The 22,216-nt window shown below is 55.2% G+C and carries 16 protein-coding genes, 1 pseudogene and 1 riboswitch; of the genes and pseudogenes, 7 read left to right on the top strand and 10 right to left on the bottom strand.

What is annotated here, in order from left to right; translation table 11 throughout:
- Positions 1-48: 48 nt before the first annotated feature.
- The 3 genes from B7364_RS11205 to B7364_RS11215 all read right to left on the bottom strand — a co-directional run bounded on the left by B7364_RS11205 (position 49) and on the right by B7364_RS11215 (position 4,590).
- Positions 49-1,281, bottom strand: a complete 1,233-nt coding sequence (locus B7364_RS11205) for an acyl-CoA dehydrogenase family protein (RefSeq protein ID WP_085340119.1) — start codon at positions 1,279-1,281, stop codon at positions 49-51.
- A gap of 23 nt (positions 1,282-1,304) precedes the next feature.
- Positions 1,305-2,420 carry an acyl-CoA dehydrogenase family protein gene (locus B7364_RS11210; protein ID WP_085340120.1) on the bottom strand — a complete coding sequence of 372 codons (1,116 nt, stop codon included), beginning with the start codon at positions 2,418-2,420 and terminating at the stop codon, positions 1,305-1,307.
- A gap of 142 nt (positions 2,421-2,562) precedes the next feature.
- A complete protein-coding gene (locus tag B7364_RS11215; RefSeq protein ID WP_198534212.1) occupies positions 2,563-4,590 on the bottom strand; it encodes an ATP-binding protein in 2,028 nt (675 codons plus the stop codon).
- A 193-nt stretch (positions 4,591-4,783) separates the two neighbouring features.
- Between B7364_RS11215 and pepN the strand changes: the two genes are divergently transcribed.
- Together pepN and B7364_RS11225 are read left to right on the top strand one after the other, a co-directional pair.
- A complete protein-coding gene (gene pepN / locus B7364_RS11220) occupies positions 4,784-7,438 on the top strand; it encodes an aminopeptidase N (RefSeq protein WP_085340121.1) in 2,655 nt (884 codons plus the stop codon).
- 189 nt (positions 7,439-7,627) lie between these two features.
- Entirely contained in the window at positions 7,628-10,045 is a 2,418-nt protein-coding gene (locus B7364_RS11225; protein ID WP_198534214.1) for a PAS domain-containing sensor histidine kinase, read from the top strand.
- 8 nt (positions 10,046-10,053) lie between these two features.
- On the opposite strand, the gene B7364_RS11230 is transcribed toward B7364_RS11225, so the two are convergent.
- The gene (locus tag B7364_RS11230; protein WP_085340123.1) at positions 10,054-11,622 is read right to left on the bottom strand and encodes a long-chain-fatty-acid--CoA ligase; all 1,569 of its coding nucleotides are present in this window, start codon (positions 11,620-11,622) and stop codon (positions 10,054-10,056) included.
- 169 nt (positions 11,623-11,791) lie between these two features.
- Here B7364_RS11230 and B7364_RS11235 point away from each other — a divergent pair, with 169 nt between their 5' ends.
- Positions 11,792-12,727: a glutathione S-transferase family protein gene (locus B7364_RS11235; protein ID WP_085340143.1), complete on the top strand. Its 936-nt coding sequence runs from the start codon at positions 11,792-11,794 to the stop codon at positions 12,725-12,727.
- A 21-nt stretch (positions 12,728-12,748) separates the two neighbouring features.
- Here the strand turns inward: B7364_RS11235 and B7364_RS11240 are convergent, their stop codons facing one another.
- The 6 genes from B7364_RS11240 to thiS all read right to left on the bottom strand — a co-directional run bounded on the left by B7364_RS11240 (position 12,749) and on the right by thiS (position 19,179).
- Positions 12,749-13,249, bottom strand: a complete 501-nt coding sequence (locus tag B7364_RS11240; protein WP_085340124.1) for a hypothetical protein — start codon at positions 13,247-13,249, stop codon at positions 12,749-12,751.
- Between the two features lie 46 nt (positions 13,250-13,295).
- On the bottom strand, positions 13,296-15,089 hold the full coding sequence (locus tag B7364_RS11245; RefSeq protein ID WP_085340125.1) for a long-chain-acyl-CoA synthetase: 1,794 nt from the start codon (positions 15,087-15,089) through the stop codon (positions 13,296-13,298).
- A 126-nt stretch (positions 15,090-15,215) separates the two neighbouring features.
- Complete coding sequence (tenA, locus tag B7364_RS11250; protein WP_085340126.1) at positions 15,216-15,884, bottom strand: thiaminase II; 669 nt, start codon at positions 15,882-15,884, stop codon at positions 15,216-15,218.
- A gap of 3 nt (positions 15,885-15,887) precedes the next feature.
- Positions 15,888-18,008: a TonB-dependent receptor gene (locus B7364_RS11255; protein ID WP_157893655.1), complete on the bottom strand. Its 2,121-nt coding sequence runs from the start codon at positions 18,006-18,008 to the stop codon at positions 15,888-15,890.
- A riboswitch (TPP riboswitch) is annotated at positions 17,998-18,125 on the bottom strand. Its footprint overlaps the gene before it by 11 nt.
- A 51-nt stretch (positions 18,126-18,176) precedes the next feature.
- A complete protein-coding gene (locus tag B7364_RS11260; RefSeq protein ID WP_198534216.1) occupies positions 18,177-18,974 on the bottom strand; it encodes a thiazole synthase in 798 nt (265 codons plus the stop codon).
- A gap of 4 nt (positions 18,975-18,978) precedes the next feature.
- On the bottom strand, positions 18,979-19,179 hold the full coding sequence (gene thiS / locus B7364_RS11265) for a sulfur carrier protein ThiS (protein ID WP_085340127.1): 201 nt from the start codon (positions 19,177-19,179) through the stop codon (positions 18,979-18,981).
- Positions 19,180-19,316: 137 nt separating this feature from the next.
- Here thiS and aroQ point away from each other — a divergent pair, with 137 nt between their 5' ends.
- From aroQ to aat, 4 genes and pseudogenes are all read left to right on the top strand, one after another.
- Positions 19,317-19,763 carry a type II 3-dehydroquinate dehydratase gene (gene aroQ, locus B7364_RS11270; protein WP_085340128.1) on the top strand — a complete coding sequence of 149 codons (447 nt, stop codon included), beginning with the start codon at positions 19,317-19,319 and terminating at the stop codon, positions 19,761-19,763.
- A 52-nt stretch (positions 19,764-19,815) separates the two neighbouring features.
- Positions 19,816-20,304: an acetyl-CoA carboxylase biotin carboxyl carrier protein gene (gene accB, locus B7364_RS11275; RefSeq protein ID WP_085340129.1), complete on the top strand. Its 489-nt coding sequence runs from the start codon at positions 19,816-19,818 to the stop codon at positions 20,302-20,304.
- A gap of 15 nt (positions 20,305-20,319) precedes the next feature.
- Positions 20,320-21,678: an acetyl-CoA carboxylase biotin carboxylase subunit gene (gene accC, locus B7364_RS11280; protein WP_085340130.1), complete on the top strand. Its 1,359-nt coding sequence runs from the start codon at positions 20,320-20,322 to the stop codon at positions 21,676-21,678.
- A gap of 56 nt (positions 21,679-21,734) precedes the next feature.
- A pseudogene (gene aat, locus B7364_RS11285) lies at positions 21,735-22,190 on the top strand (leucyl/phenylalanyl-tRNA--protein transferase); the annotation flags it as partial.
- Positions 22,191-22,216: the final 26 nt, after the last annotated feature.

Raw genomic sequence — 22,216 nt, forward strand, 5'->3', positions numbered from 1 at the left:
ACCGCGAAGGGCAGCGGGCTTTCAAAATGAGGCAGGAAGGCTGGCACCCTAGCGACCGCTTGGCAGATCCTTGAACGCAACATCCTTATCGACACGAACGTCTCCGGGCAGGCCCAAAATACGCTCAGCAATGATGTTCTTCAGAATTTCGTCGGTCCCACCCGCGATCCGCAAGCCAGCTGCCCACATGTGGCTTTGCTGGAAGACACCTTCGGATGGGGCGTAAGCGGTGTCGGTGATGATGCCGAAGTGGTCCATCGCTTCCATCGCATGGTGGGTGATGTCTTGAAGCTGATTGGCCGTGATGATTTTACCAATCGAGCTTTCAGGGCCCGGTGTCTGCCCTTTGGACAGAGCCGTCATCGTGCGGAATTTGGCAAGCTTATAGCCCTCTGCGCGCACAAACCAATCGGCGACCTTTTGGCGGAAGCTTTGGTCTTCGGCCAAAGTGCCCCCATTTTGGCCGGGCATGGTTTTGGCCCATTCAAAAATCTCTTTGTAATCTGGACCAGGGCTTCCGCCCACAGCCAAGCGCTCATTCATGAGCGTGACCAGAGCAACCGACCAACCATTACCTTCCCCGCCCAACATCTGGCTGTGGGGGACACGCACATCGGTGAAATAGACTTCGTTGAAGTTTGATCCGCCTGACATTTGGTGGATAGGGCGCACGTCGATGCCGGGGCTTTTCATGTCAATGAAGAACATCGACAGGCCTTTGTGCTTCGCCTTGTCGGCATTGGTGCGCACCAGCACAATACCCCAATCCGAATAATGCGCGCCAGAGGTCCACACTTTCTGGCCATTGATGACCCAGTCATCGCCATCGCGCACCGCTTTGGTTTTAAGACCGGCAACATCCGACCCGGCAGAGGGTTCTGAGAAGAGTTGGCACCAGATTTCTTCCCCTCGCAAGGCAGGACCAACATGGCGTTCTTTCTGCGCGTCCGTTGCAAAGGCAATCACGGTGGGAACACACATGCCGAGGCCAATGGTAAAGGGTCCTGCAGGGGCATCATATTTGGCCTCTTCTTGTCCGAAGATGACCGAGAAGATCGGCGCTAAGCCCTGCCCGCCCTGCTCTTTCGGCCAAGTGATACCGGCAAAGCCATTTTCCGCCTTTGCTTTCTGATAGGCCTTGGCCGCCAACATATATTCCTTGTCAGACAAGCGCTTTTGCAAACTTTCGGTCTGGCTGCCCTTTGGCTGCGCATGGGCCGCTAAGAAAGCCTGAGCGCGTTGACGGAAGGCTGCTTCTTCTGGGGTATCATTGAAGTCCATAAGTCTCTCCATCCATCCAAGTGTTAGGCCGCGTTACGCATTTCCAAGCGGCGGACCAGTTTTTCTTTCCAAAGAGATGGCGCACCCGCCTGCACGGCCAAGAGCTTGGCGCGGCGATAATACAGATGGCAATCCACTTCCCACGTAAAGCCCATGCCGCCATGGGTTTGGATGTTTTCTTTCGACGCCAGATAATAAGCCTCGCAGGCGGCAATCCGGGCAGCCGCTGCTGCCAACGGCAATTCGGGTGCGTCGCTGCTCAAAGCCCAAGCCCCATAGAAAGCATTCGACCGGGCAATTTCGAGGGCGACATACATATCGGCCAATTTGTGCTTGATCGCCTGAAAGCTGCCGATTTGGCGCGAGAAGGCATAGCGGCCTTTCGCATAATCTGTGGCCATATCCAAACAAGCTTGGCTGCCGCCAATCTGCTCAAAGGCCAATAGAACAGCAGCACGGTCATAGATGCGCTGCAACAGAGCTTCACCATCGCCTGCTTCGCCCAAAAGCTGGGCTGGGGCCTTGGTGAAAGTAAGTGTGGCGTGGGAGCGGGTAGGATCAAACGATTTGATCGCCCTGGCCTCCACCCCTGCCCCAGTCACATCCACAATCACCAGAGAAGTGCCTTCTTGGTGCTTGGCCAACACCAACGCGTGCGTCGCACAATCCCCATCGGTCACAGGTACTTTCATGCCGGTGACGCTGGTGCCGTCAAAGACCGTCTTTAGTGTGGCGGCGCGAGGCTCGCCTGGACCTTCTGAAGCGGCCACACACCCGATCACGGTGCCTTCGGCGAGCTTTGGCAATATGGCCGATTTCTGTGCGTCAGTGCCCGCAATCTTTAGGGCTTCCGCAAAGAAATAAACGGTCGAAGCCCAGGGCACTGGGGCAAGGGAGCGCCCCATTTCTTCAGCCAGAACACATAGCTCAAGCTCACCCAGACCTAGGCCACCATAGTCTTCCGGAATCGCAGCACCTAACCAGCCCATCTCGGCGATGGCTTTCCAAAGGGCGGCGTCATGAGACTTATGCTCATCATTCAGAACAGCCCGGACTGTTGCCATGCTGGACTGTTCCGACAAAAATTTGCGCGCTTGTTCTTTGAGATATTTCTGGTCGTCAGAAAAATCGAAATTCATGTGACGTGTGCCTCCCAAGGTCGCGACGACGGCATGCCCGTCACCGTCTGTTTCTTCGGGAGCAACATAAGCAAGTTTACGTGAACGGAAAGCCGTCACCTAAGGGAAGATCGCGCAATTGTGCGCAGTATCTGCAGCCCGACTAAGTGCGAAACCCATTTGTGGGACGCACCAAGGGGGTCCCAGCCGTAGACGTAGGTGGTCGGAGGCCTGGAGCACCGCCCCCCGCAGTAACGCTTGCGGCAGCCGCAAGTTTCTGCTGCGAGGAGGCTTCTGCCAACATCGTCGGTTGAGGAGGTTTCTCCAACTCACGCATGCCACGAAGCCGTGTTGCGATCAGGCGGGGATCGGCCTCACCCGTCTTGCGCGCATTGGCCAGTGGGTCTGTGATGTCAGTTCCAGCGGCACGGGGAAGCTTTGCAGGTTCTTGATACGTGAACTTAAAGCGCATGGTTGTCGCCACCGCTTCCCCGAACACAATTGCTTCAGCATTATCCAGGGCGGACAAGAATGAAATGGTTGAACCGCTCGAGTCCGCAATCGCCGATCGGATGATCTCTTGGTCGCGATCATTGGCCAAGCGCATGGCAAAGACGGTGGAGCATTGCGACAAAATGGTCGGGTCAAGTTCACCGGGACGCTGCGATACCACTGCGATGGAACAGCCATATTTCCGGCCTTCCTTTGCAATCCGGGCAATGGCTCGTCGGGTTGGGATAAAGCCCGCGTTTGGGTCTTGAGGCACATAACGGTGGGCTTCTTCGCACACCAACAAGACGTGCAATTGGCCTTCGCTTGCATAAGCCACGTCAAAGCAAAGGCGGGCCAATACCGAGACCACGGCGTTGGTCACGTCGGAAGGGAGTCCGGCCAAATTCATGATCGAAACCGGCTTGCCTTCTGCGGGCAAACGGAAAAGACGCGCCAACAGGGGTGCGAAATTATCTTCAGCCCCCCCGCGCGTGAACATGAACCCATAGCGCGGGTCGTTGACTAAGGCGTCTAAACGGACCCGCAAGGATTTTAAATGATGTCGCTCGTGGCGAGGGCTTAACAGACCGATGTTTTCGTCGATTAGCTTAAACAATTCCGACATACGATAAGGCATTGGGCTGTCGGCATTTAAGCCACCGACATCCAAGGCTTTGCGAACCAAGCCCGCTGCGGTTGCGCCATTTTTTTCATTTTGAAAATTGGTTTTGGCCTGCGCTAAGACCTCACGCAGAATTTCAGCCTCTTCCGGGATGGTTTTGCCGCGGAAAACAACATCCTCCAATTCCTCAAATCGGAACAACCAGAATGGAAGCTCCAAAGTCGTGGAATCAAAAACATGCGCCAGCGCCCCAAAAGCCCCTGCGAACTCATTATGTGGGTCCAGGATGACGACGCGCAAATCTGGCTTTACGCTCAAGCATTGACGGACCAAAAGTGTTAGCGAGCAAGACTTACCAACACCCGTTGTCCCCACCACTGCAAAGTGCCGTGTCAGGAGGTCATTCACGCTGATCGTTGCAGCGATATCGGCATTTTGCGACAGACGACCAACTTCAACCGACTTACGATCGCCCAAGTCATGCATAACCTCAAGGTCGCGGGCCCGTATCTTATGGGCGATAGCACCGACTTGGGGATAGCGAGAAACCCCGCGATGGAACCGCGTATGCCCATGGGCATCTTCAGAAATTTCGCCCATTAGTTCGACTTGAACGCTGACGGCATTGGCCTCGTTCGATTTCCAAATCGAGCTATCGGTGCTCATTTGATACACGAGCGCAACGACGCGAACTTTGCCTACGGTGATGGAAATCAGACGACCAACCGACCAGAAGTCCGAAGATGCCTCACTCAAATTGTCGGCCATGGTTGAAATGGTTGCCCGCGCACCGTTACAAAAGGTTACGCGTCCAATCATGCGCTCGGTAGGCTGTTCGGTTGCGCGACGTTCAAACACTTTGCGCTGCGCCTCAGCGTCATCGCGGCCAATCCCAGCCGCAACCAATCCACTTTGAACCTGGGCAATCAAATCGGCCGCACTGGTTGGATTGAGCGCGCGAGAAGCCACAGCGGTTGGCATTTGGGCAAGTGAAGGCGGCGTAGCCTGCTGGCGAAGACCATTAAAGGCAGGAGCAGGTAAACCTTCTTCAAGCCGGGGGTCGTGATCGAGCGCCATAGTAACCTCACAAATGCATTTCTTGCTGACGACTGCCAGTCTTAAGGTTCCAAAGTTAATTTGGCGTATTTTCTTACCCTTCAGTTTTACAAGTCTGCGGCCGTCAAAAGCGGATGGGTGCATTGATCTGCCCCCTTCCGCCATGGTGCAAAAGGTTTGGACAAAACGGGGTTGGGCGGGGTAAGCCTGTCTCATGCGCACCCAAGAAAATATCCCCGTCCGGTTAGAGGACTATCGCCCATTTCCATTCGCCATTTCGCATGCCTCATTGGTTTTTGACCTCCATCCAACAAGGACCATGGTCACGGCGCGGCTCATCATCGATCGCCGACCCTACGAATGGGCGAAAAGCGAGGCGTTGAAGCTGGATGGGATTGGTCTTGAACTTCAGTCGATTGAACTCGACGGTCGTACTTTGACGGCGCAAGACTATCTTCAGGAAGACGGGTGTCTGATCCTCAAGAATGTTCCTGATTCCTTCAAGCTTGAGACCAAAGTCGCGATAAACCCCGCCGAAAATACGGCCCTCTCGGGTCTCTATATGTCGGCTGGTCGGTTCTGCACCCAATGCGAAGCCGAAGGGTTCCGCCACATGACCTTCTGGCCTGATCGCCCAGATGTCATGAGCCGCTTCCATGTGCGGATTGAAGCCCCCGAAGCTGAATTTCCAACCTTATTGTCCAATGGTAACCGGGTTGCGATTGGGCAGTATGAGGACGGTCGCCACTGGGCTGCTTGGGACGACCCGCACTTAAAGCCATCCTATCTGTTTGCCCTAGTTGCCGGTGGATTTGACACGCTAGAGGATCAATTTGTGACCCGCTCTGGGCGGACTGTGGACCTCACTATCTATGTCGATAAAGGTGCTGCCTCTCGCGCCATCTACGCCATGGATGCGCTAAAGCGCTCCATGAAATGGGATGAAGAGGTGTTTGGTCGCGAGTACGACCTCGATATCTTCAATATTGTGGCGGTCTCGGATTTCAACTTCGGGGCGATGGAAAATAAGGGCCTGAACATCTTCAATTCAGCCTTATTGCTGGCAGACGAAACGACGGCGACGGATGCAGACTTTGAAGCGATTGAAGCGGTTGTGGCGCATGAATATTTCCACAACTGGTCTGGCAATCGCGTCACATGCCGCGATTGGTTTCAACTGTCATTGAAGGAAGGCTTTACCGTCTTCCGCGATCAAGAGTTTTCGGCCGACCAACGTTCACGCGCTGTCAAACGGATCAAGGATGTTAAGGCCTTGCGTGCGCGGCAATTCCCAGAGGACTCAGGTCCCCTCGCCCACCCTGTGCGCCCGAAAAGCTATGTGAAGATCGATAATTTCTACACCGCCACCATTTACGAAAAGGGTGCGGAGATCATCCGCGTCCTGCAAACCCTGGTTGGCAGAGATGCTTTCTTGGACGGGGCAAACCTCTATTTTGATGAAAATGATGGGACAGCTGCTACGATTGAAGATTGGTTGCACGCTATGCGCACCGCAACCGGCAATCCGCTTCACGGGATTGAGCGTTGGTATGATCAGGCGGGCACACCCTGCTTAGAAGCGCGAAGCGTGTTTGATGGCGAAACCAAAAGGCTAACCATTCGCTTCGAACAATCCACGCCTGATACGCCGGGCCAAACTGGAAAATCCTGGGTGCCTTTACCGATTGCTTTGGCCTTTTTCGGTCAAGATGGGGCTCCCCTCAACTTGCGCTTGGCCGACACCGAGATTGCGGCTGACGATTGGCTAATCCCGATGTCAAGTTCCAGCCTCGAGCTCCAATTCGAGGGGGCAGTAGAGCGTCCTGTGGTTTCCTACTTGCGTGGATTTTCAGCGCCAGTCCGGCTGGTCACCGACCATAGTGATGCTGATCTCGCGCTATTGGCGGCTTGCGACACAGACCCTTTTGTCCGCTGGGAAGCAACCCAGACGATTGCGCGTAACACACTCATCGCGGTGGCAAACAGCCTCGCCGCGGGTCAAGAAGCTGACGTATCTCAAGATCTCGCCCGGGCGTTTCAGGGTGCGTTAGCAGACGCAGCCCGCGATCCTGCCTTTGCTGCCCTCTTGCTGCGACTGCCCGATGTCAGCGAGCTTATGCAAGTGCAGCCCCTGTGCGATCCCTCCAATCTATTGGAAGCACGTGCATTTGTGCGCAGCTTACTGGCAGAGCAATTGGATCGCGAGCTGAGTGATTGTTTCGCCCGTTATGATCCCGCACAGGCTTTCTCACCCAGCGCTGCGGCAGCCGGACAACGCGCGTTGATGGCCGCATGCCTCGATCTATTATGTGCCAGTGGAACCGATCGCGCCGCGATGCGGGCTGAAAATACCTTCTTTGCGGCTCGCAATATGACAGACATGATCAGTGCGCTAGATGGCTTGTCGCAATTTGGCGGGCCTCGATATCATGCCGCTCTGGCAGCCTTCAAAGGCAAGTTTTCAGATAATGCCTTGGTGATGGACAAATGGTTCCGGGTCCAAGCTATGGCCATTTGCGAAGACCCATTGCTGACCTTTAAGAAGTTGCGGTCAGATCCAAGCTTTACGCTCCTCAATCCAAACCGCGTCCGTGCCCTCGGGGGTGCCTTTGCCAGCGGAAATCCAGCGGCTTTCCATCGCGCAGATGGGGCGGGCTACCAAGTCGTTGGGGAACTCATCGCCGACGTTGATCGCACAAATGGTGCCCTTGCCGCGCGCTTGGGGACTGTCTTTGAATCCTGCTCGCGCGTGAATGAAGCTCGACAGAAGCTCGCGCGCGGGACGTTGCAAGCCCTGTTGGATCGCAATTCCTTATCCGCTAACACCCGCGAAATCTTGTCGAAAATCTATGACGGCCTGATGGCTTAAGCTTTTGAAGCGGCTCTGACCGGGGTTTTCAGAGCGGTCATGTGACTGCGCGAGCGCCCTCTTGCCTGCTCGCCTGCAAATTGTGCGAATGGTTCACAGGAAGCTCATCCCCAGACCTAGACGTCGCGTTAAGAACTCCTTTACCCTTTCGGGAAATGAGGGTGAGATCTCTCTGATTCGGGTATGTTAATGGCCAAAGTGGCACCTAAAGACGACGAGATGAACGGCCAGTGGCCGGTTGCCATCACGCTTGTCCTCTGTGCACTGTTTGCCGCCGTCATCCTATTGTTGGCCAAACGAGACTATGACCGCTTCCACCTCGATGCGACCCATGAAGCCGCACAAGAAGCCCGCCTCATCACGTCAAAAATAGATGCTGCGATGCGTGAAGCCCGTGCCAGCCTTGTTGCCGCAAGCGGCCTGGGCATGGCCAATGGAACCATTTTGGCAGCGACCGCACCTGGCTTACAGGCGGTTGCAAGTTTCGATAGCAAAGGTGTTTTGGTCTCACAGGGCTCTGCCTCATCAAGCGATATTGGAGCTTTGGCGGCGGCGGCCCAGCTCGCCAAGACCGACGGCTGGAGTGGTGCAGTTGCCTTAGGGGGCGGGCGCTATTCCCCCGCCATCTCTGTTCGAACCGTCGATGGTGGGGCGCTTGCCGCCTTTGTTTCGTTGAAGGGCCTTGATGCCTTAGGACCGGGCCGGCGTGTCGGGATTGGAGAGCCTGGCGGGGATCTGATTTCTGTCCAACCCGCTTTCAAAGCTGTTTCGACCCAAGGTGCCTTGTCTGCCTTCGGGCTTAAGTCCCCGCCGGCTGCGGGTTCGGCTCTTGGGTTTTACACCAAAGATATGGATGGCCTTGACATTGTCCTTGGTACAGCTGTGGCAGAAAATGGTCTGACCGCTTTCGTGGCTCGCGACCGCCGTCCGATTGAAGCGGCGTGGCTGCGCAGTGCAATTATGTTTGGCCTACTCTTCTTGGGCCCTGTTTTGGCAGCTGCCGGTATCTGGTTTTTGGTCCAAGGCCAGACGGAGCGTTTTGCCGCAGCACGGGTACAAATGCGCGACGCAGAACGCCGATTGCGCGTTGCCATCGAAGGGGCGCGGTGTGGCGTTTGGGATTGGGACATCACCAATGACCGCGTTTATTTGACCCAAAGGCTGGCGCAGACTTTTGGACTATCGGGAGCCGGCCGATTTGACACGCAACAGGTGCTGCAGGCCTTAAGTGCGGAAGATCAAGCCCGTCTGCGAGCCGCTTTGGCGTCAGCAGCGCAAATCGGTGTTTTAGATGTTGTCGTCAAAATAACCAGTGCGGCTGGGGTGACCCATGTTCAATTGCGTGGCCGAGCCGCGGTTGATCGCCATCGCCCTGGAACCATTCGGGCGATTGGTGTGTCGATTGATGTATCTGAGGAGCGCAATTCAGAAGCCCGTGTCGCTGCGGCGGAACGCAGATTGCGCGACGCCATTGATTCAATTTCGGGCCCATTTGCTCTGTGGTCAAAGGACCGAAGGTTGATTTTGTGGAATGGCGGCTTTGCCAAGACCTTTGGTTTAGACGGGTCTATTCTCCAGGCTGGAGCCTCTTATACCGCCGTGTCGGCGGCAGCCGCAAAGCGGGTAAAGTCGCAACGGCCCGACCGCTATGACGAATTGGCACAGGAAATTGAGCTGGATAATGGTGTCTGGATTCAATTGGTGGAACGTGAAACCTCCGACGGTGGCTTAGTTTCGATTGGCGTGGACATCTCGCCCCTCAAGGAAACCGAAGAAAGCATCATGCGGTCAGAGCGCCAAATGCGATCGGTCGTAGTCGAGCTTGAGCGCTCTGAGCACAAAGCCTCAGAATTGGCAGAGAAATATCGTATCGAGCGGCAACGCGCCGAAGAGGCTTCTAATGCCAAGAGCGGCTTCTTGGCCAATATGAGCCATGAATTGCGCACGCCTTTGAACGCCATCAATGGTTTTTCAGAAATCATGGTGCAGCAACTCTATGGGCCGTTAGGTGATCGCCGTTACCTCACCTATGCAACCGACATTCTCAACAGCGGGAAGCATTTGTTAGAACTCATCAACGACGTTCTCGATATGGCAAAGGTTGAAGCCGGCAAATTCAAAATCTATCCCAAGCCGATGGATTTGCAGGAAACGATTGAGCAAGCCATGCGCTTGGTTCGAGGCCGGGCGGAAGAGAAGAATATCGCCCTGGTGGGAGAGTTGGCTGAAGCTGGGGATGTGACCGGCGATGCGCGGGCGATCAAGCAGATTATGATCAATCTGTTGTCAAACGCCATTAAGTTCACCCCTCAGAACGGTCGCGTTTTGGTGCAGGTGAAGAACAATCTCGATACCGTCATCATTCGGGTCATCGACAATGGGATTGGCATTAAAGCCGAAGACCTGCCGCGCTTGGCGCGCCCGTTTGAGCAAGTTGAAAACGAACATGCACGATCTAATCAAGGCAGTGGCTTGGGTCTTGCCTTGTCGCGCTCCTTTGCTGAAATGCACGGCGGCTCCTTAACGATTGCCTCAGAAGTTGGGGTCGGGACCATGGTGATTGTGTCCCTCCCCCGTCTGGCTGTGGTCCAACAAGAAGCAGCCTGAACCAGGCGTTAAGCCACCCGCCGGGAATGGCCAGCCCAATAGGGCTCTCGCAATTCACGCCGTAAAATCTTGCCGGATGGATTACGCGGCAATTCTGCGATGAAATCGACACTTTTCGGCACTTTGTAGCCCGCAATGCGGCTCCGGGTCCAAGCGATAATGTCGGCTGGGTCTGCCGATTCACCGGGCTTCAACACGACGATGGCCTTCACGGCCTCGCCCCATTTCTCATCGGGCACCCCCACAACGGCAACATCTGCAACAGAGGGATGGCCAAATACGGCGTTTTCGACTTCGGCTGGATAGACATTCTCGCCTCCCGTCACGATCATGTCCTTTACGCGGTCATGAATATAGAGATAGCCCTCCTCGTCAAAGAAGCCGGCGTCGCCCGTATAGAGCCAGCCGTCCTTGACGGTCGCAGCAGTCGCTTCAGGCCGGTTAAAGTAGCCCTTCATGATGGTGGTCGAGCGCATGGCAATTTCACCAACTTCGCCGACGGCACACACACTGCCATCTTCGCGGCGACATTCGATCTCAAACCCAGGCCAAGCAATTCCGCAAGAGCGCAGTTTGCCGCGTGCGGGGTCATGCGCTTCGGGTGGTAAATAGGTGCCAGCGCCTAAGCTTTCGGTCATGCCGTACAATTGGGTAAAGGAGCAGCCAAACGTCTTTTGCGCCTGCAGCAGCAAATCTTCCGCAATAGGTGAAGCCCCGTAATACATGCGCTTTAGAGCAGAGAAGTCAGTTGGCATTTTGGCATTGACTTGGATCAGAATATTGATCACCGCAGGCACCACAAAGGCGTGCGCAATTTTCTCCACCGCGATCAATCGTAAAATTTCGACGGGGTCGACCTGTTCGAGAACGACGGCCTTTGCCCCCTGTGCAATGCAGAGAATGGCGCTATTGATCCCGGCAACATGAAACATGGGCATGGCAATCAGAACCGCTTCCCCAGCCTCATATTTGGCCCATTGCGCACCAATGCCAAATTCAAAAAAGGCCATATAATTCTGGTTTGTGATCTGCACCCCTTTTGGCAGACCTGTGGTACCAGAGGTATAGAGTTGGATGACATCGTCATCTGGCAGGCATGGCAAGCCGGGGTCGTCAGTCGGCGCGGCCTCATACCAATCCTGATAGCTGGTCCAAGTGGCATGACCACCATCGATGGCCAGCGTCACCGGCTTATTGGTGGCATGCTCGAGCGCTTTCTCGGCAAATTCATAAAAATGACTGCCAACCAAAAAGACTTTAGCTTGGCTATCATCAAGCACATAGGCCACTTCGGGCGGCGCTAAGCGGGCATTTACGCCCACGAGGGTAGCCCGCGCCTTCACGCAACCAAAGAACAAGGCGATATAATGGTCTGAATTTGCGCCATAAATCGCAACCCGATCATCTGGCTTCACACCCAGATTGATCAGCGCATGCGCGATCTGGTTGGCGATGAGATCCAAGCGCTGAAACGTCGTCGTCCGATCTTTGAAGGAGATGGCAATCGCATCGGGACGGGTTGCGGCTTGGACGCGTGTAATGTCGGCAACCGATTTTGTAGCTTCAAAGTCAAACATATTTCCCCCTCGTGCCAGCTTTAGCCAGCGCATTTATTTTGCTGTTGGCTTGATGTAACGCGGGCGACTGTATTTGTCGCGTCGCAATTTAGTGAAGGACTGGTCGAATGCATTTGGGTTGTTAAAAGGAACAAGCTCATGCGCGAGTCGCTTGTTTAAGGATGTTCTCATGGCCGATGCCGATAGTCTGATCTTGCACCATTTCAACGCCTCGCCCTTTTCGGAGAAAATACGGCTGGTGATGGGCCTTAAGGGGTTAAATTGGGTGTCGGTGACCATTCCCGCCATCATGCCTAAGCCTGACCTCACCCCCCTTACCGGAGGCTATCGCCGCACGCCTGTCTTGCAAATCGGGGCTGACATCTACTGCGATACGCAACTCATTCTGCGCGAGATTGAGCGACGCCATCCGAGTCCAACACTGTATCCCAATGGCGAAGCTGGCCTGGCTTGGATGATTGCCATGTGGGCAGACCGCGCTTTCTTCCAAGCCGGCGTACCTATCATTTTTGGGGCGGAGGGCTTTAATGTCCCCGAAGCCTTTAAGCGGGATCGGGAGCAATTGTCAGGCAGACCTTTTGATACTGAGCAAATGCGCGCCGCTTCGCCCATGATGCGCGACCAGTGGCGGGGCCATGTTGCTTGGGTGGAGGAAGCGCTCGAAGCCTCCAAGGGCGACTGGTTATTTGGTGATAAGCCGGGCTTGGGCGACATTTCCGCCTATATGAATTTCTGGTTCCTGCGCAACGCCTATCGGCCAGGGTATGATAGCCTGATGGCCCCCTTTGAGACGGCGCGCGACTGGGTTGAACGGGTCGACGATATCGGCCATGGCACTGTTTCATCTCTGTCCTCACAAGAAGCCGTGGCGCTGGCAGGACAATGCACCCCAATCGCTCGAACCGGTGTTGATGAGCAAGAGCCACAGGGCCTGCGCGAAGGCGATTTTGTCTCGGTTTCACCAGACGATTATGGCCGCGATCCGGTCACGGGAAAGCTGGTTTATTCCGATGCCAGCGAGATTGCGTTGGAGCGCGAGGTCCCTGGTCTCGGGACTTTGGTGGTCCACTTCCCACGCGTTGGCTATACCGCCCGCCGCAGCTAAGCGCGGTGCGGCAGGGCTGGCTCAATCGAACAAAGCGTCAATGTCGTCTTGTGCACCGCCCGCTGCACCGCCATGCACCATGCCGTCGAGCATCATGATGGCGTTTTGCAGCGCCATCGAGGTTTCGCCGATAAATTCATCCAAGGGCTTTCCCGCTTGGATCAAATCTTGGGCCTGCAAAATGGCATCTTGCAGTAGGTCACACGTCTCTTGGCCCAAAGCGTCAAAAGGCACTTTGATTGACGGGTCGGCATTTTGATAAGCCAAGATCGCCAAATCCTTGGCTTGGAACCCTGAACGCGCAAAGTGTTGTTCATAGGTCAAAGGCTCCCAATTGCGTAGCTCGTCGATCATGTCAGGCATGTCATTTAAAAGCCCAAACAGCATGGCGGCTTCATTAAAGACATTCAGATAATCGGTGGCGAGGCCTGTGGCAGGCATAATGTTAGCGGCAGCTAGGACATCGGGGTCCCACCACGCAAGCTCTTCTGCAGGTTCACAAACACGCGTTACATCGAACATGGGTCTAGATTAACCCAACATTCGTCAATATTTTCTTTTCACCGCTTCAATATCTGATTTGGCCTAGCTGGAATGCTTCATAGACTTCAGGAGTCAACGGTTCGTACAAGCGGGTCGCTGGATTCATCCACACCATCGGGTCTGAAATCTTGGCAGGGTCAAAGCCTGCTTTGACCAGATCCACTTTGCGATATTTGAAGGTCCCCGTCACTTCCATCTCTGTCTGGAAGCGCAAGAAAAGCGGTACGGCATAGCTGGGAAGCTCTGCGCGCACATGGGCGGACAAAGCCGCAAGATCGAGTGGTTTGCCCGATACAATGACAGCCATACCTGCTCTTCCATCTGCATGGGGCACATCGACGCCATAGACATTGGCCTGTTCCACGCCAGGGAACATGCACAAAGCCTCACCTACTTCATTGGTTGAGACATTTTCGGATTTCCACCGATAGGTGTCGCCAATCCGATCGACGAAATAATAATAGCCGTACTTATCTTGCTTCAGAAGGTCACCAGTGCGGAACCATAAATCGCCCTTCTCGAAAACATCGCGCAAGAGCTTCTTTTCAGATGCCGCTTTGTCATTTGCATAGCCATCGAAGCGGGCACGCACATTGGTCGTGTCAATCTTGCCAATGGCCTCACCAACTTCGTCAAATGCGCACTTCTCGCACAAACCATCGGCATTGCGGATCGGCTTTTCCTCTTCAATATCAAAGCGCACCAACTCCACATTGAAACGCTTCTTGAGATAGCCTGGAATGCGGCCAACCGCCCCTAACTTACCTTCAACATTGATAAAGCTGACATTGCCTTCGGTTGAGCCATAGAACTCGCAGATGAGAGGGATTTTGAAGCGCTCTTGCGCGCGTGCCCAGACGTCTGGACGAAGACCATTGCCGAAGCAGGACTTCAACTTGTGGGCCTGCTCTTTCGGATGTGGCGGTACGCTGACCAAATAGCGGAACAATTCCCCAATATAGGCAAAAACCGTGCACTCATGATCGACAATATCGTCCCAAAATTGGGTAGCCGAGAACTTACGCCGCAACACCAAGGTTGCCCCGGTATTCAAAACCAGACCCACGCCACAAATGCCACCGGTTCCATGATAGAGCGGCAGCGGACAATAGACGCGGTCGCCGGGGCCTGTCTTGGTCGCCGCAATGAAGGACCGGCTCATGCCTTGGGTCCGCAAATGCGACAAGGTTGCCGCCTTAGGATTACCTGTTGTGCCCGATGTATAGACATAAAGGCAGGGGTCTTTAGCCGTCAGCATTTCGCGATAGGCCCGCGATGGCCGCTTATTGCTTTGTGCGTTCAAGGCGCGATCTAAGTCATTTGCATGGGGGAAAAGCCCGCCTGCGGCCCAAACCGACACATCGGTTAGCTGACCATCAATGGTCGCCCATAAATCCGCCTGCTCGACACCGACAATCGCCGCTTTGGACTTGGCGATGGTGACGCAATGCAAAAGCGATGGTCCTTGGAGATTATGATTGATCAGAGCGACAATCACACCAACCTTTGTAAGCCCATACCACGCCGCCAGATAATCAGGCCGGTTCTGCATGAAAAGCGACACCACGTCGCCCGCTTTCAAACCAATGGAAATTGCCCAATGCGCATACAGGTTTGCCCGACCGTCAAACTGGCCATAAGTCCAGGTTTTGCCCTCAAACATAATGGCAGGCTTGGCATTGAATTGATCGCAAACCGCTTCCCAATTGTCTGGCAATAAAACTTGGCTGTCGGGACTCAAATCCTTTAACCAAGCGTTGGTGCGGCTCAATGCCGAAAAAAATGTAACCTCGCGCTTGATGGTGTCGATTAAGCCCATGGGGTGCGTTTCCTTTTTCCACCTTTATGGACTGACTTGAGCCTGCTTCAAGCGGCCAAGCTGACAAGAAGAGCGGTTTTCGCAATAAGTTGAACGCACTGATGCACAAGTGCATCAGGCTTTGTGTTAGGGGCGAACCGGCCAATCTTTTTGGTGGTAGGCACTATCCCAGAACAGCCACTCATGCTGGGCGCAACGCAGGAAAGCGGCTTGCATGCGCGCACGCTCTTGGGCCCCTGCCGCCTCGGCTGCGGCATTCACGACGGCCTTCATACGCTCGGTAGCTGCGGCAAAGTTTTCATCCGCATAAGTATCAATCCAAGCCTGATAAAAGTTATTGGGCGCGCTCTGGGTCGCGATTTTCGTCCCGACGTCTTGATAGAGCCAGAAACAGGGCAAGATGGCGGCGGCCAATACGGCAAAACTATCGGTCACCGCAGTGGCCAGCATGAAATTGACATAGGCCTCGCAGGCGGGGGTTGCTTCAGCCGTTTCAGCTGCCCGCGGATCAATGCCAAATTGCTCAAGATAGCCTGCATGCAGCGCGCGCTCGACTATGATCGCCACTTCAGCCGCTTTGGAGAACTCCAAGATTTCGTCTGCTGCTGGTGCTTTTGCCGCCCCCAAGGCCAGAACACGTGCATAGCCCTGCAAATACAGGCTGTCTTGGATCATATAATGGGCAAAGGCTTGCCGGGATAAAGTGCCTGCTGCAAGTTCTGTATTGAAAGGATGGCTATGAACTCCCGCGCGCAAATTGGCGGCCGCTGCCCAGACATCATCGGTAAAAGCCATGTCCTAAAACTCCCGTCGCAGGCTGAAAGTAATTTTTCGCCCACGATTAATGGTAAAAGTGTCAAATGGGCCGCCGGGGCCGAGGCCCGCTAATAGGCCTGTCATGCCTTGTCCAAAGGCGGAAATAGCCCAGCGCTCGTCAGTAAGGTTTTGGGCCTGCAGGCTTGCGGTCCAGTCGCCTGTTGCAGCGCTTAAGGTAAGATCAGACCACCAGCGCGCGGGCGAATAGAGCACATTGTCAATCTCATAAAAGGTCTTGCCCGCGTAATTGGCATCAATACGGCCAGTTAGAATGAGCTTATCAAGGCCCATTCTATAGATGGCAGACACTTTACCCGTATCTCTGGGGGCATTAGGGATAATTTTGCCGCTATAGTTGCGTGTCGCAGGCGAACCCAAAAGCGGATCTGTAGCGATAAAGCGCTCAATCTTGGTATCGGCCAAGGCATAGCTTGCCAGAAGATCAAAACCCTCAACGGGCTTCAGCACAAGACTGGCCTCAAGGCCCCTCACCGTCACTTCATCGACGTTCAAGGTCACGGACTGATTGTCGATGAACGTATAGTTCTGATAGTCTTCAACTTTGTTGGAAAAGACATTGAACTCCAATTGGCCTGAGGCGATCGGCAGGCGCTGCTTCCAGCCCCCTTCCAAAGAAGTGGTGATCTCTGGCCGATAGGTTGTTTTCCAAATTGAGCTGGCGGCTGGGGTAGGGTTAAAGCCGCCCGGGCGATAGGCCTCGCCATACGTGAGGAAGAGATTGGTACCCCCACTTAGCCACTGGGCTGTCACGCGTGGCTGAAAGCGCTCAAACGTGCCGTCACGTCGGGAAACCACAGGCCCGCCAACTTGACTTAAAATCGTTTGTGACCGCTGATCCTGATCCAGTCTGCCTTGCGCTTCCAGCTTCAATTCAGGCGTCACGTGATAGCCAAGCCCACCAAAGATCGAAGTCTGGCGAGAGCGCGTCAAATAGCGTGGTGCTGGTCCACCAAACAAGAGAGGACCAAAATCATCGGTGCGGTCCTTGTCGGTATCTTGAACAAACAGCCCCCACTGATGGGTGAAATCTTGATTGTCATCGGAAACCCAACGCACTTCTGCGGTGGTGGCACGCACATCAATCGGCTGGCGAATAGGCTGGATACCATTTGGGAAGGCCGGAAAACCAAAGAAGGTCAAAGGCCCGGGGCGATAATCCAATTCCTCATCCCAACGCTTGGCGTAGGAGTCCCGGGCGATGTAGGCTGACACGGTACCGTTAGCGAATGGGCGTGAAACTTTCGCTACCCCCTGCCCCCAACGCCGCTTAGATTGACCTGGATAATCTCCAATCGGATTGATTAGAACTTTGCCCGAGAGTCGCCCTGCATTTTTGCCCGTGACATTGTTGGAGCTGGCCCAAGCGGCCCCGCCCTCATCCTCCAAATACTGAAACTTGATGTCGAAGTCCCACCCCAAGGCAGGCCCAGTTAGGCGCAGACGCCCACTGCGGGTTTCGACCGCATCAACCAAGCGATTGAGTGTGGTGTTCGTGATCCAGCCATCGGCGGATGACCACAGGCCGGCGGCCCGCAAGTTCCATTGCGGAGTGAGCGAGAATGTGTGGGCCGCTTCAATCTCGCCCAAGCCGCCAGTGCCAAGGGCGGCCTGCAGATAAGAGACACCTTGCCCAGTGCGAATACCTATCACCCCACCGGAGGCATTTTTGCCAAAGAGAGCCCCTTGGGGCCCTTTGAGAACTTCAATCGCGTTCACATCATAGAAGCGCGGGGTGAACAACTCAGTATCAGCCAAAGGCAGCCCATCGAGCACCATGGCGACGGAGGCTTGTTGCAGGCGGTCCGTCGTTGCACCCCGGATCGAGAGGATATTGGTCCCGGGGTCTTGGTCATTGACCATCCAAACGCCGGGGACGGCGGTGGCCACATCATCAACGGTTGCGATACCTTCGCCACGCAAGAGGACTGCGGCGGCTGCCGTGTCGAACTTCGACTCCCGTCGGCCGCGGACGGTGATGACTTCGGCCCCCTGGGGTAAAGCCGAAACTTGGGCTTGGCGATCTGTTTCGACGGGTTGGGTAGCTTGCGCTACAGCGAGAATGATAAGTGATATGGTCATCATGGCCCCTCCCTTCGCCGGCATGATCCGGAGCAGGTTCTACGGGTCGCCATGCGACAGTCCTTTTGGACTATTTATGGCCTCTCAGCCCCTGATCGTGGGGCTCCCCGGTGTGCGGGCGGGGTAGGCTTGTCCTTCCCAGGCGTCAAGCAAATCACGCAGAAAATTCGACTAGATCAAACCAGCCAGGGGGCTTGATGGGTCAGCATAACGCTTGCGCCCCATACGTCCGGCCAGATAAGCGTCGCGACCCGCCAAAACAGCATGCTTCATGGCGCGCGCCATGCGGATAGGGTCTTTGGCTTCGGCAATGGCAGTATTCATCAACACGCCATCACAGCCAAGCTCCATCGCAATTGCCGCTTCGGAGGCCGTGCCCACACCGGCATCAACCAAGACAGGCACACGGGCCGCTTCTACGATCAAGCGAATGTTCACAGGGTTTTGAATACCAAGGCCCGACCCGATCGGTGCGCCCAAAGGCATAATGGCGCACGCCCCTGCATCTTCTAGCCTTCGGGCAAAGACCGGGTCATCGGTGCAATAAACCATCACGTCAAAACCCTCCTTTACCAAGACTTTGGTAGCCTCCAGAGTTTCGATCATGTCTGGATACAGGGTCTTCTGGTCGGAGAGGACTTCCAGTTTCACCAAGCTCCAGCCACCCGCCTCACGGGCAAGACGCAACGTGCGCAGGGCATCCTCGGCGGTGAAGCAGCCTGCCGTATTGGGCAAAAAAGTATAGCGCTTGGGATCTACGAAATCCGTCAGTCGGGGTTGATTGGGGTCAGACAGATTGACGCGACGCACCGCCACCGTCACGATTTCAACACCTGCTGCCTCTGCGGCTGCCGCATTCTGGGCATAGTCGCGATATTTGCCCGTCCCGATGATGAGGCGCGATTTAAACGTGCGCCCGGCCACCGTCCAGCTATCCTCGTGATTGAGGCTTATTGTTTGCTCGCTCAAACCCTCATCCCCCGCCTACAAATTGCACAAATTCCAACTGGTCACCCTCGACCAAAATGGTCTGATCCCATTGGGACTTCATTACGATCATCCGATTGCGCTCAATGGCCACCCCACGTGGATCTGTCACCAGAGACGAGACCAAGGTGGTCACATTGGTCCCCGCCTCAATCTGATATTCTTCGCCATTGAGAAAAATAATCATCGCGCCCTCATTGGCGGGTGATATGGGCGGGCTTGACCAGTTTGATCAAGGCGGTTGTGCAGGAAAGCAGTCATCAGGTGCAACCAATTCAGCACCTCCACCTTTCCCTTTAGGCAAAGCAGGGTTACACCTTCTTCATGGAAAAAGCGATTTTTGTGCTCAATGGGCCAAACCTCAACTTGTTGGGCACGCGCGAACCTGAGATTTACGGGACCGATACGCTGGCGGATGTAGAAGCCGCGTGCACAGCGCTGGCCACAAGCTTGGGGATGAAGCTGGTCTTTCGCCAGTCCAATAGCGAAGGCCAATTGATCGATTGGCTGCAGGAGGCCCGTGACCATGGTGCGGGCGTTTTGCTCAATGCAGGTGCGCTCACTCACACGTCACTTGCGATCTATGATGCGATCAAGGCAATGACCATTCCCGTCATAGAAGTCCACTTGTCGAACCCGTTGCGTCGCGAAGCGTTCCGCCATCATTCCTATGTCGGTATGGCGGCGACCGGCACCATCGCGGGTTTCGGTCTGCACTCTTATGTGTTGGGCCTTGAGGCCCTTGCCAAGAAACTATCGGTCAAAAGCTGACCCTTTTGCCCCAACAACCCAAGGTCCAAAGACAGGCCTATAGGAGAGACGAATGAGCCAATCAGGATTCGACACAAAATTGGTCAAGGATCTTGCGCGTATCTTACGCGACACAGACCTGAGCGAGATTGAAGTGGAAAACGAAGGGGTTCGCGTGCGTGTTGCGCGTCAAGCCAATGTCGCGCCCCAGATGGTTCATGCCCAAGTCCCCGTCGCTGCTGCCCCGCTTGCCGCAGCCCCTGTTGCCTCTGCCCCGGCGCCTGCCGCTGCTGCTGCAGCAGCCCCAGCATCCGACCCCGCCAAACATCCTGGCGCGGTTGCTTCGCCCATGGTTGGCACCGTCTATACCCAACCTGAACCCGGTGCCGCTGCCTTCATCAAAGTGGGCGACACAGTGAAGGAAGGCCAACAACTCTTCATCATCGAAGCGATGAAGACCATGAACCCTGTGCCATCGCCACGTTCGGGCACCGTCACGGCCATTCTCGTCCATGACGCCCAGCCCGTTGAGTATGGCGAAGCGCTCTGCGTGATCGAATAGTCAGGAGACACACAGGTGTTTGATAAAGTTCTGATCGCCAACCGCGGCGAGATTGCCCTGCGGATCCACCGCGCCTGCAAAGAGATGGGAATCACAACCGTGGCGGTCCATTCGACGGCAGATGCGGACGCAATGCATGTGCGCTTGGCCGACGAAAGTGTGTGCCTAGGCCCGCCTGCTGCGGCGAAGTCCTATTTGAATATTCCAGCTTTGATCGCTGCCTGCGAAATTACCGGCGCGCAGGCCATTCATCCAGGCTATGGCTTTCTGTCGGAAAATGCGCGCTTTGCTGAGATTATTGATGCGCATGGCTTGGTCTTTATCGGCCCGCGCGCCGAACACATCCGGATGATGGGCGACAAGATTGCTGCTAAAGCTGCGGTAAAGGCTGCGGGCATCCCCGTTGTGCCTGGCTCAGACGGCGGCATTTCTGATGATGAGACCGCTTTGGCGGTCGCTGAAGAAATTGGCTATCCTGTGCTGGTCAAGGCTTCTGCCGGGGGCGGGGGTCGCGGCATGAAGGTTGCCCATTCAAAAGATGAATTGTCGGTTGCCTTGTCGATGGCTCGTAGCGAAGCCAAGAATGCCTTTGGTGATGACACGGTTTATCTCGAAAAATATCTGGGCAAGCCGCGCCACATCGAAATCCAAGTGATCGCCGACGAGTTTGGCAACGTCGTGCATCTGGGTGAACGCGATTGTTCGCTGCAGCGCCGCCACCAAAAGGTCTGGGAGGAAGCCCCCTCACCCGCGCTCAATGCCGAGGAACGCGCTGAGATTGGCGAAATTGTGGTCAAGGCGATTAAGTCTCTGGGCTATCTGGGCGTCGGCACCATCGAATTCCTCTATGAAGAAGGCCGCTTTTATTTCATCGAAATGAACACCCGCCTGCAGGTGGAGCATCCCGTCACAGAGATGATCACCGGTGTCGACTTGGTGCGCGAGCAAATTCGGATCGCAGCCGGTATGCCCTTGTCTTTCACTCAAGAAGACGTGGTGTTTGAAGGCGTTGCCATCGAATGTCGGGTTAATGCCGAAGACCCGGTAACTTTTGCACCCTCACCCGGCACGATCACGGACTTCCACGCCCCGGGTGGTTTAGGGGTGCGGCTCGATTCGGCGATTTATACCGGCTATAAAATCCCGCCCTATTATGACAGCTTGATCGGCAAGCTGATTGTGCATGGTCGCAATCGCAATGAATGCTTGATGCGTTTGCGGCGCTCTCTGGCCGAGATGGTTGTGGGTGGAGTTAAGACCACGATCCCACTCTTTCTGAGGCTGGTACAAGAGCGAGATATTCTCGATGGCGACTATAATATCCATTGGCTGGAAAAATGGTTAGCCGAACAAGCTGAGGAACCGCGTGCATGAGCAAGGGCTTTGGCCCAGACGAGCTTTTGGCATGCTATGCGCGCGGCACGTTCCCGATGGCAGACGGGCGGGATGATCCCCGCCTGTTTTTGGTCGATCCCGACCAACGCGGTATTCTACCGCTTGATCAAGTCCATATCCCCCGCCGCCTCAAACGGACCGTTCGCACCACCCCTTTTGTGGTCACGATCAACCAAGCGTTTCGCGAGGTGGTAGAAATGTGCGCCGCACCGATTGGCGAACGCACAGAAACGTGGATCAATCAGCCGATCTTGGAGCTGTATGATGGCCTGCATCGCCGCGGTCACGGCTTCAGTGTGGAGACATGGCATGAAGGCCAGCTTGTAGGGGGACTCTATGGCGTGCGCCTCGGGGCTGCCTTTTTTGGCGAGAGCATGTTTTCGCGGGCCCGCGATGCCAGCAAGATCGCCCTCGTCCATCTTGTAGCGCATTTGATTGCAGGCGGGTTTCGTCTGCTCGACACCCAATTCATTACCGACCATTTGACGCAATTCGGCACCCTAGAAGTCCAACGCAA

This window comes from Aquidulcibacter paucihalophilus (assembly GCF_002105465.1).
Taxonomy (GTDB): Bacteria; Pseudomonadota; Alphaproteobacteria; order Caulobacterales; family Aquidulcibacteraceae; genus Aquidulcibacter; species Aquidulcibacter paucihalophilus.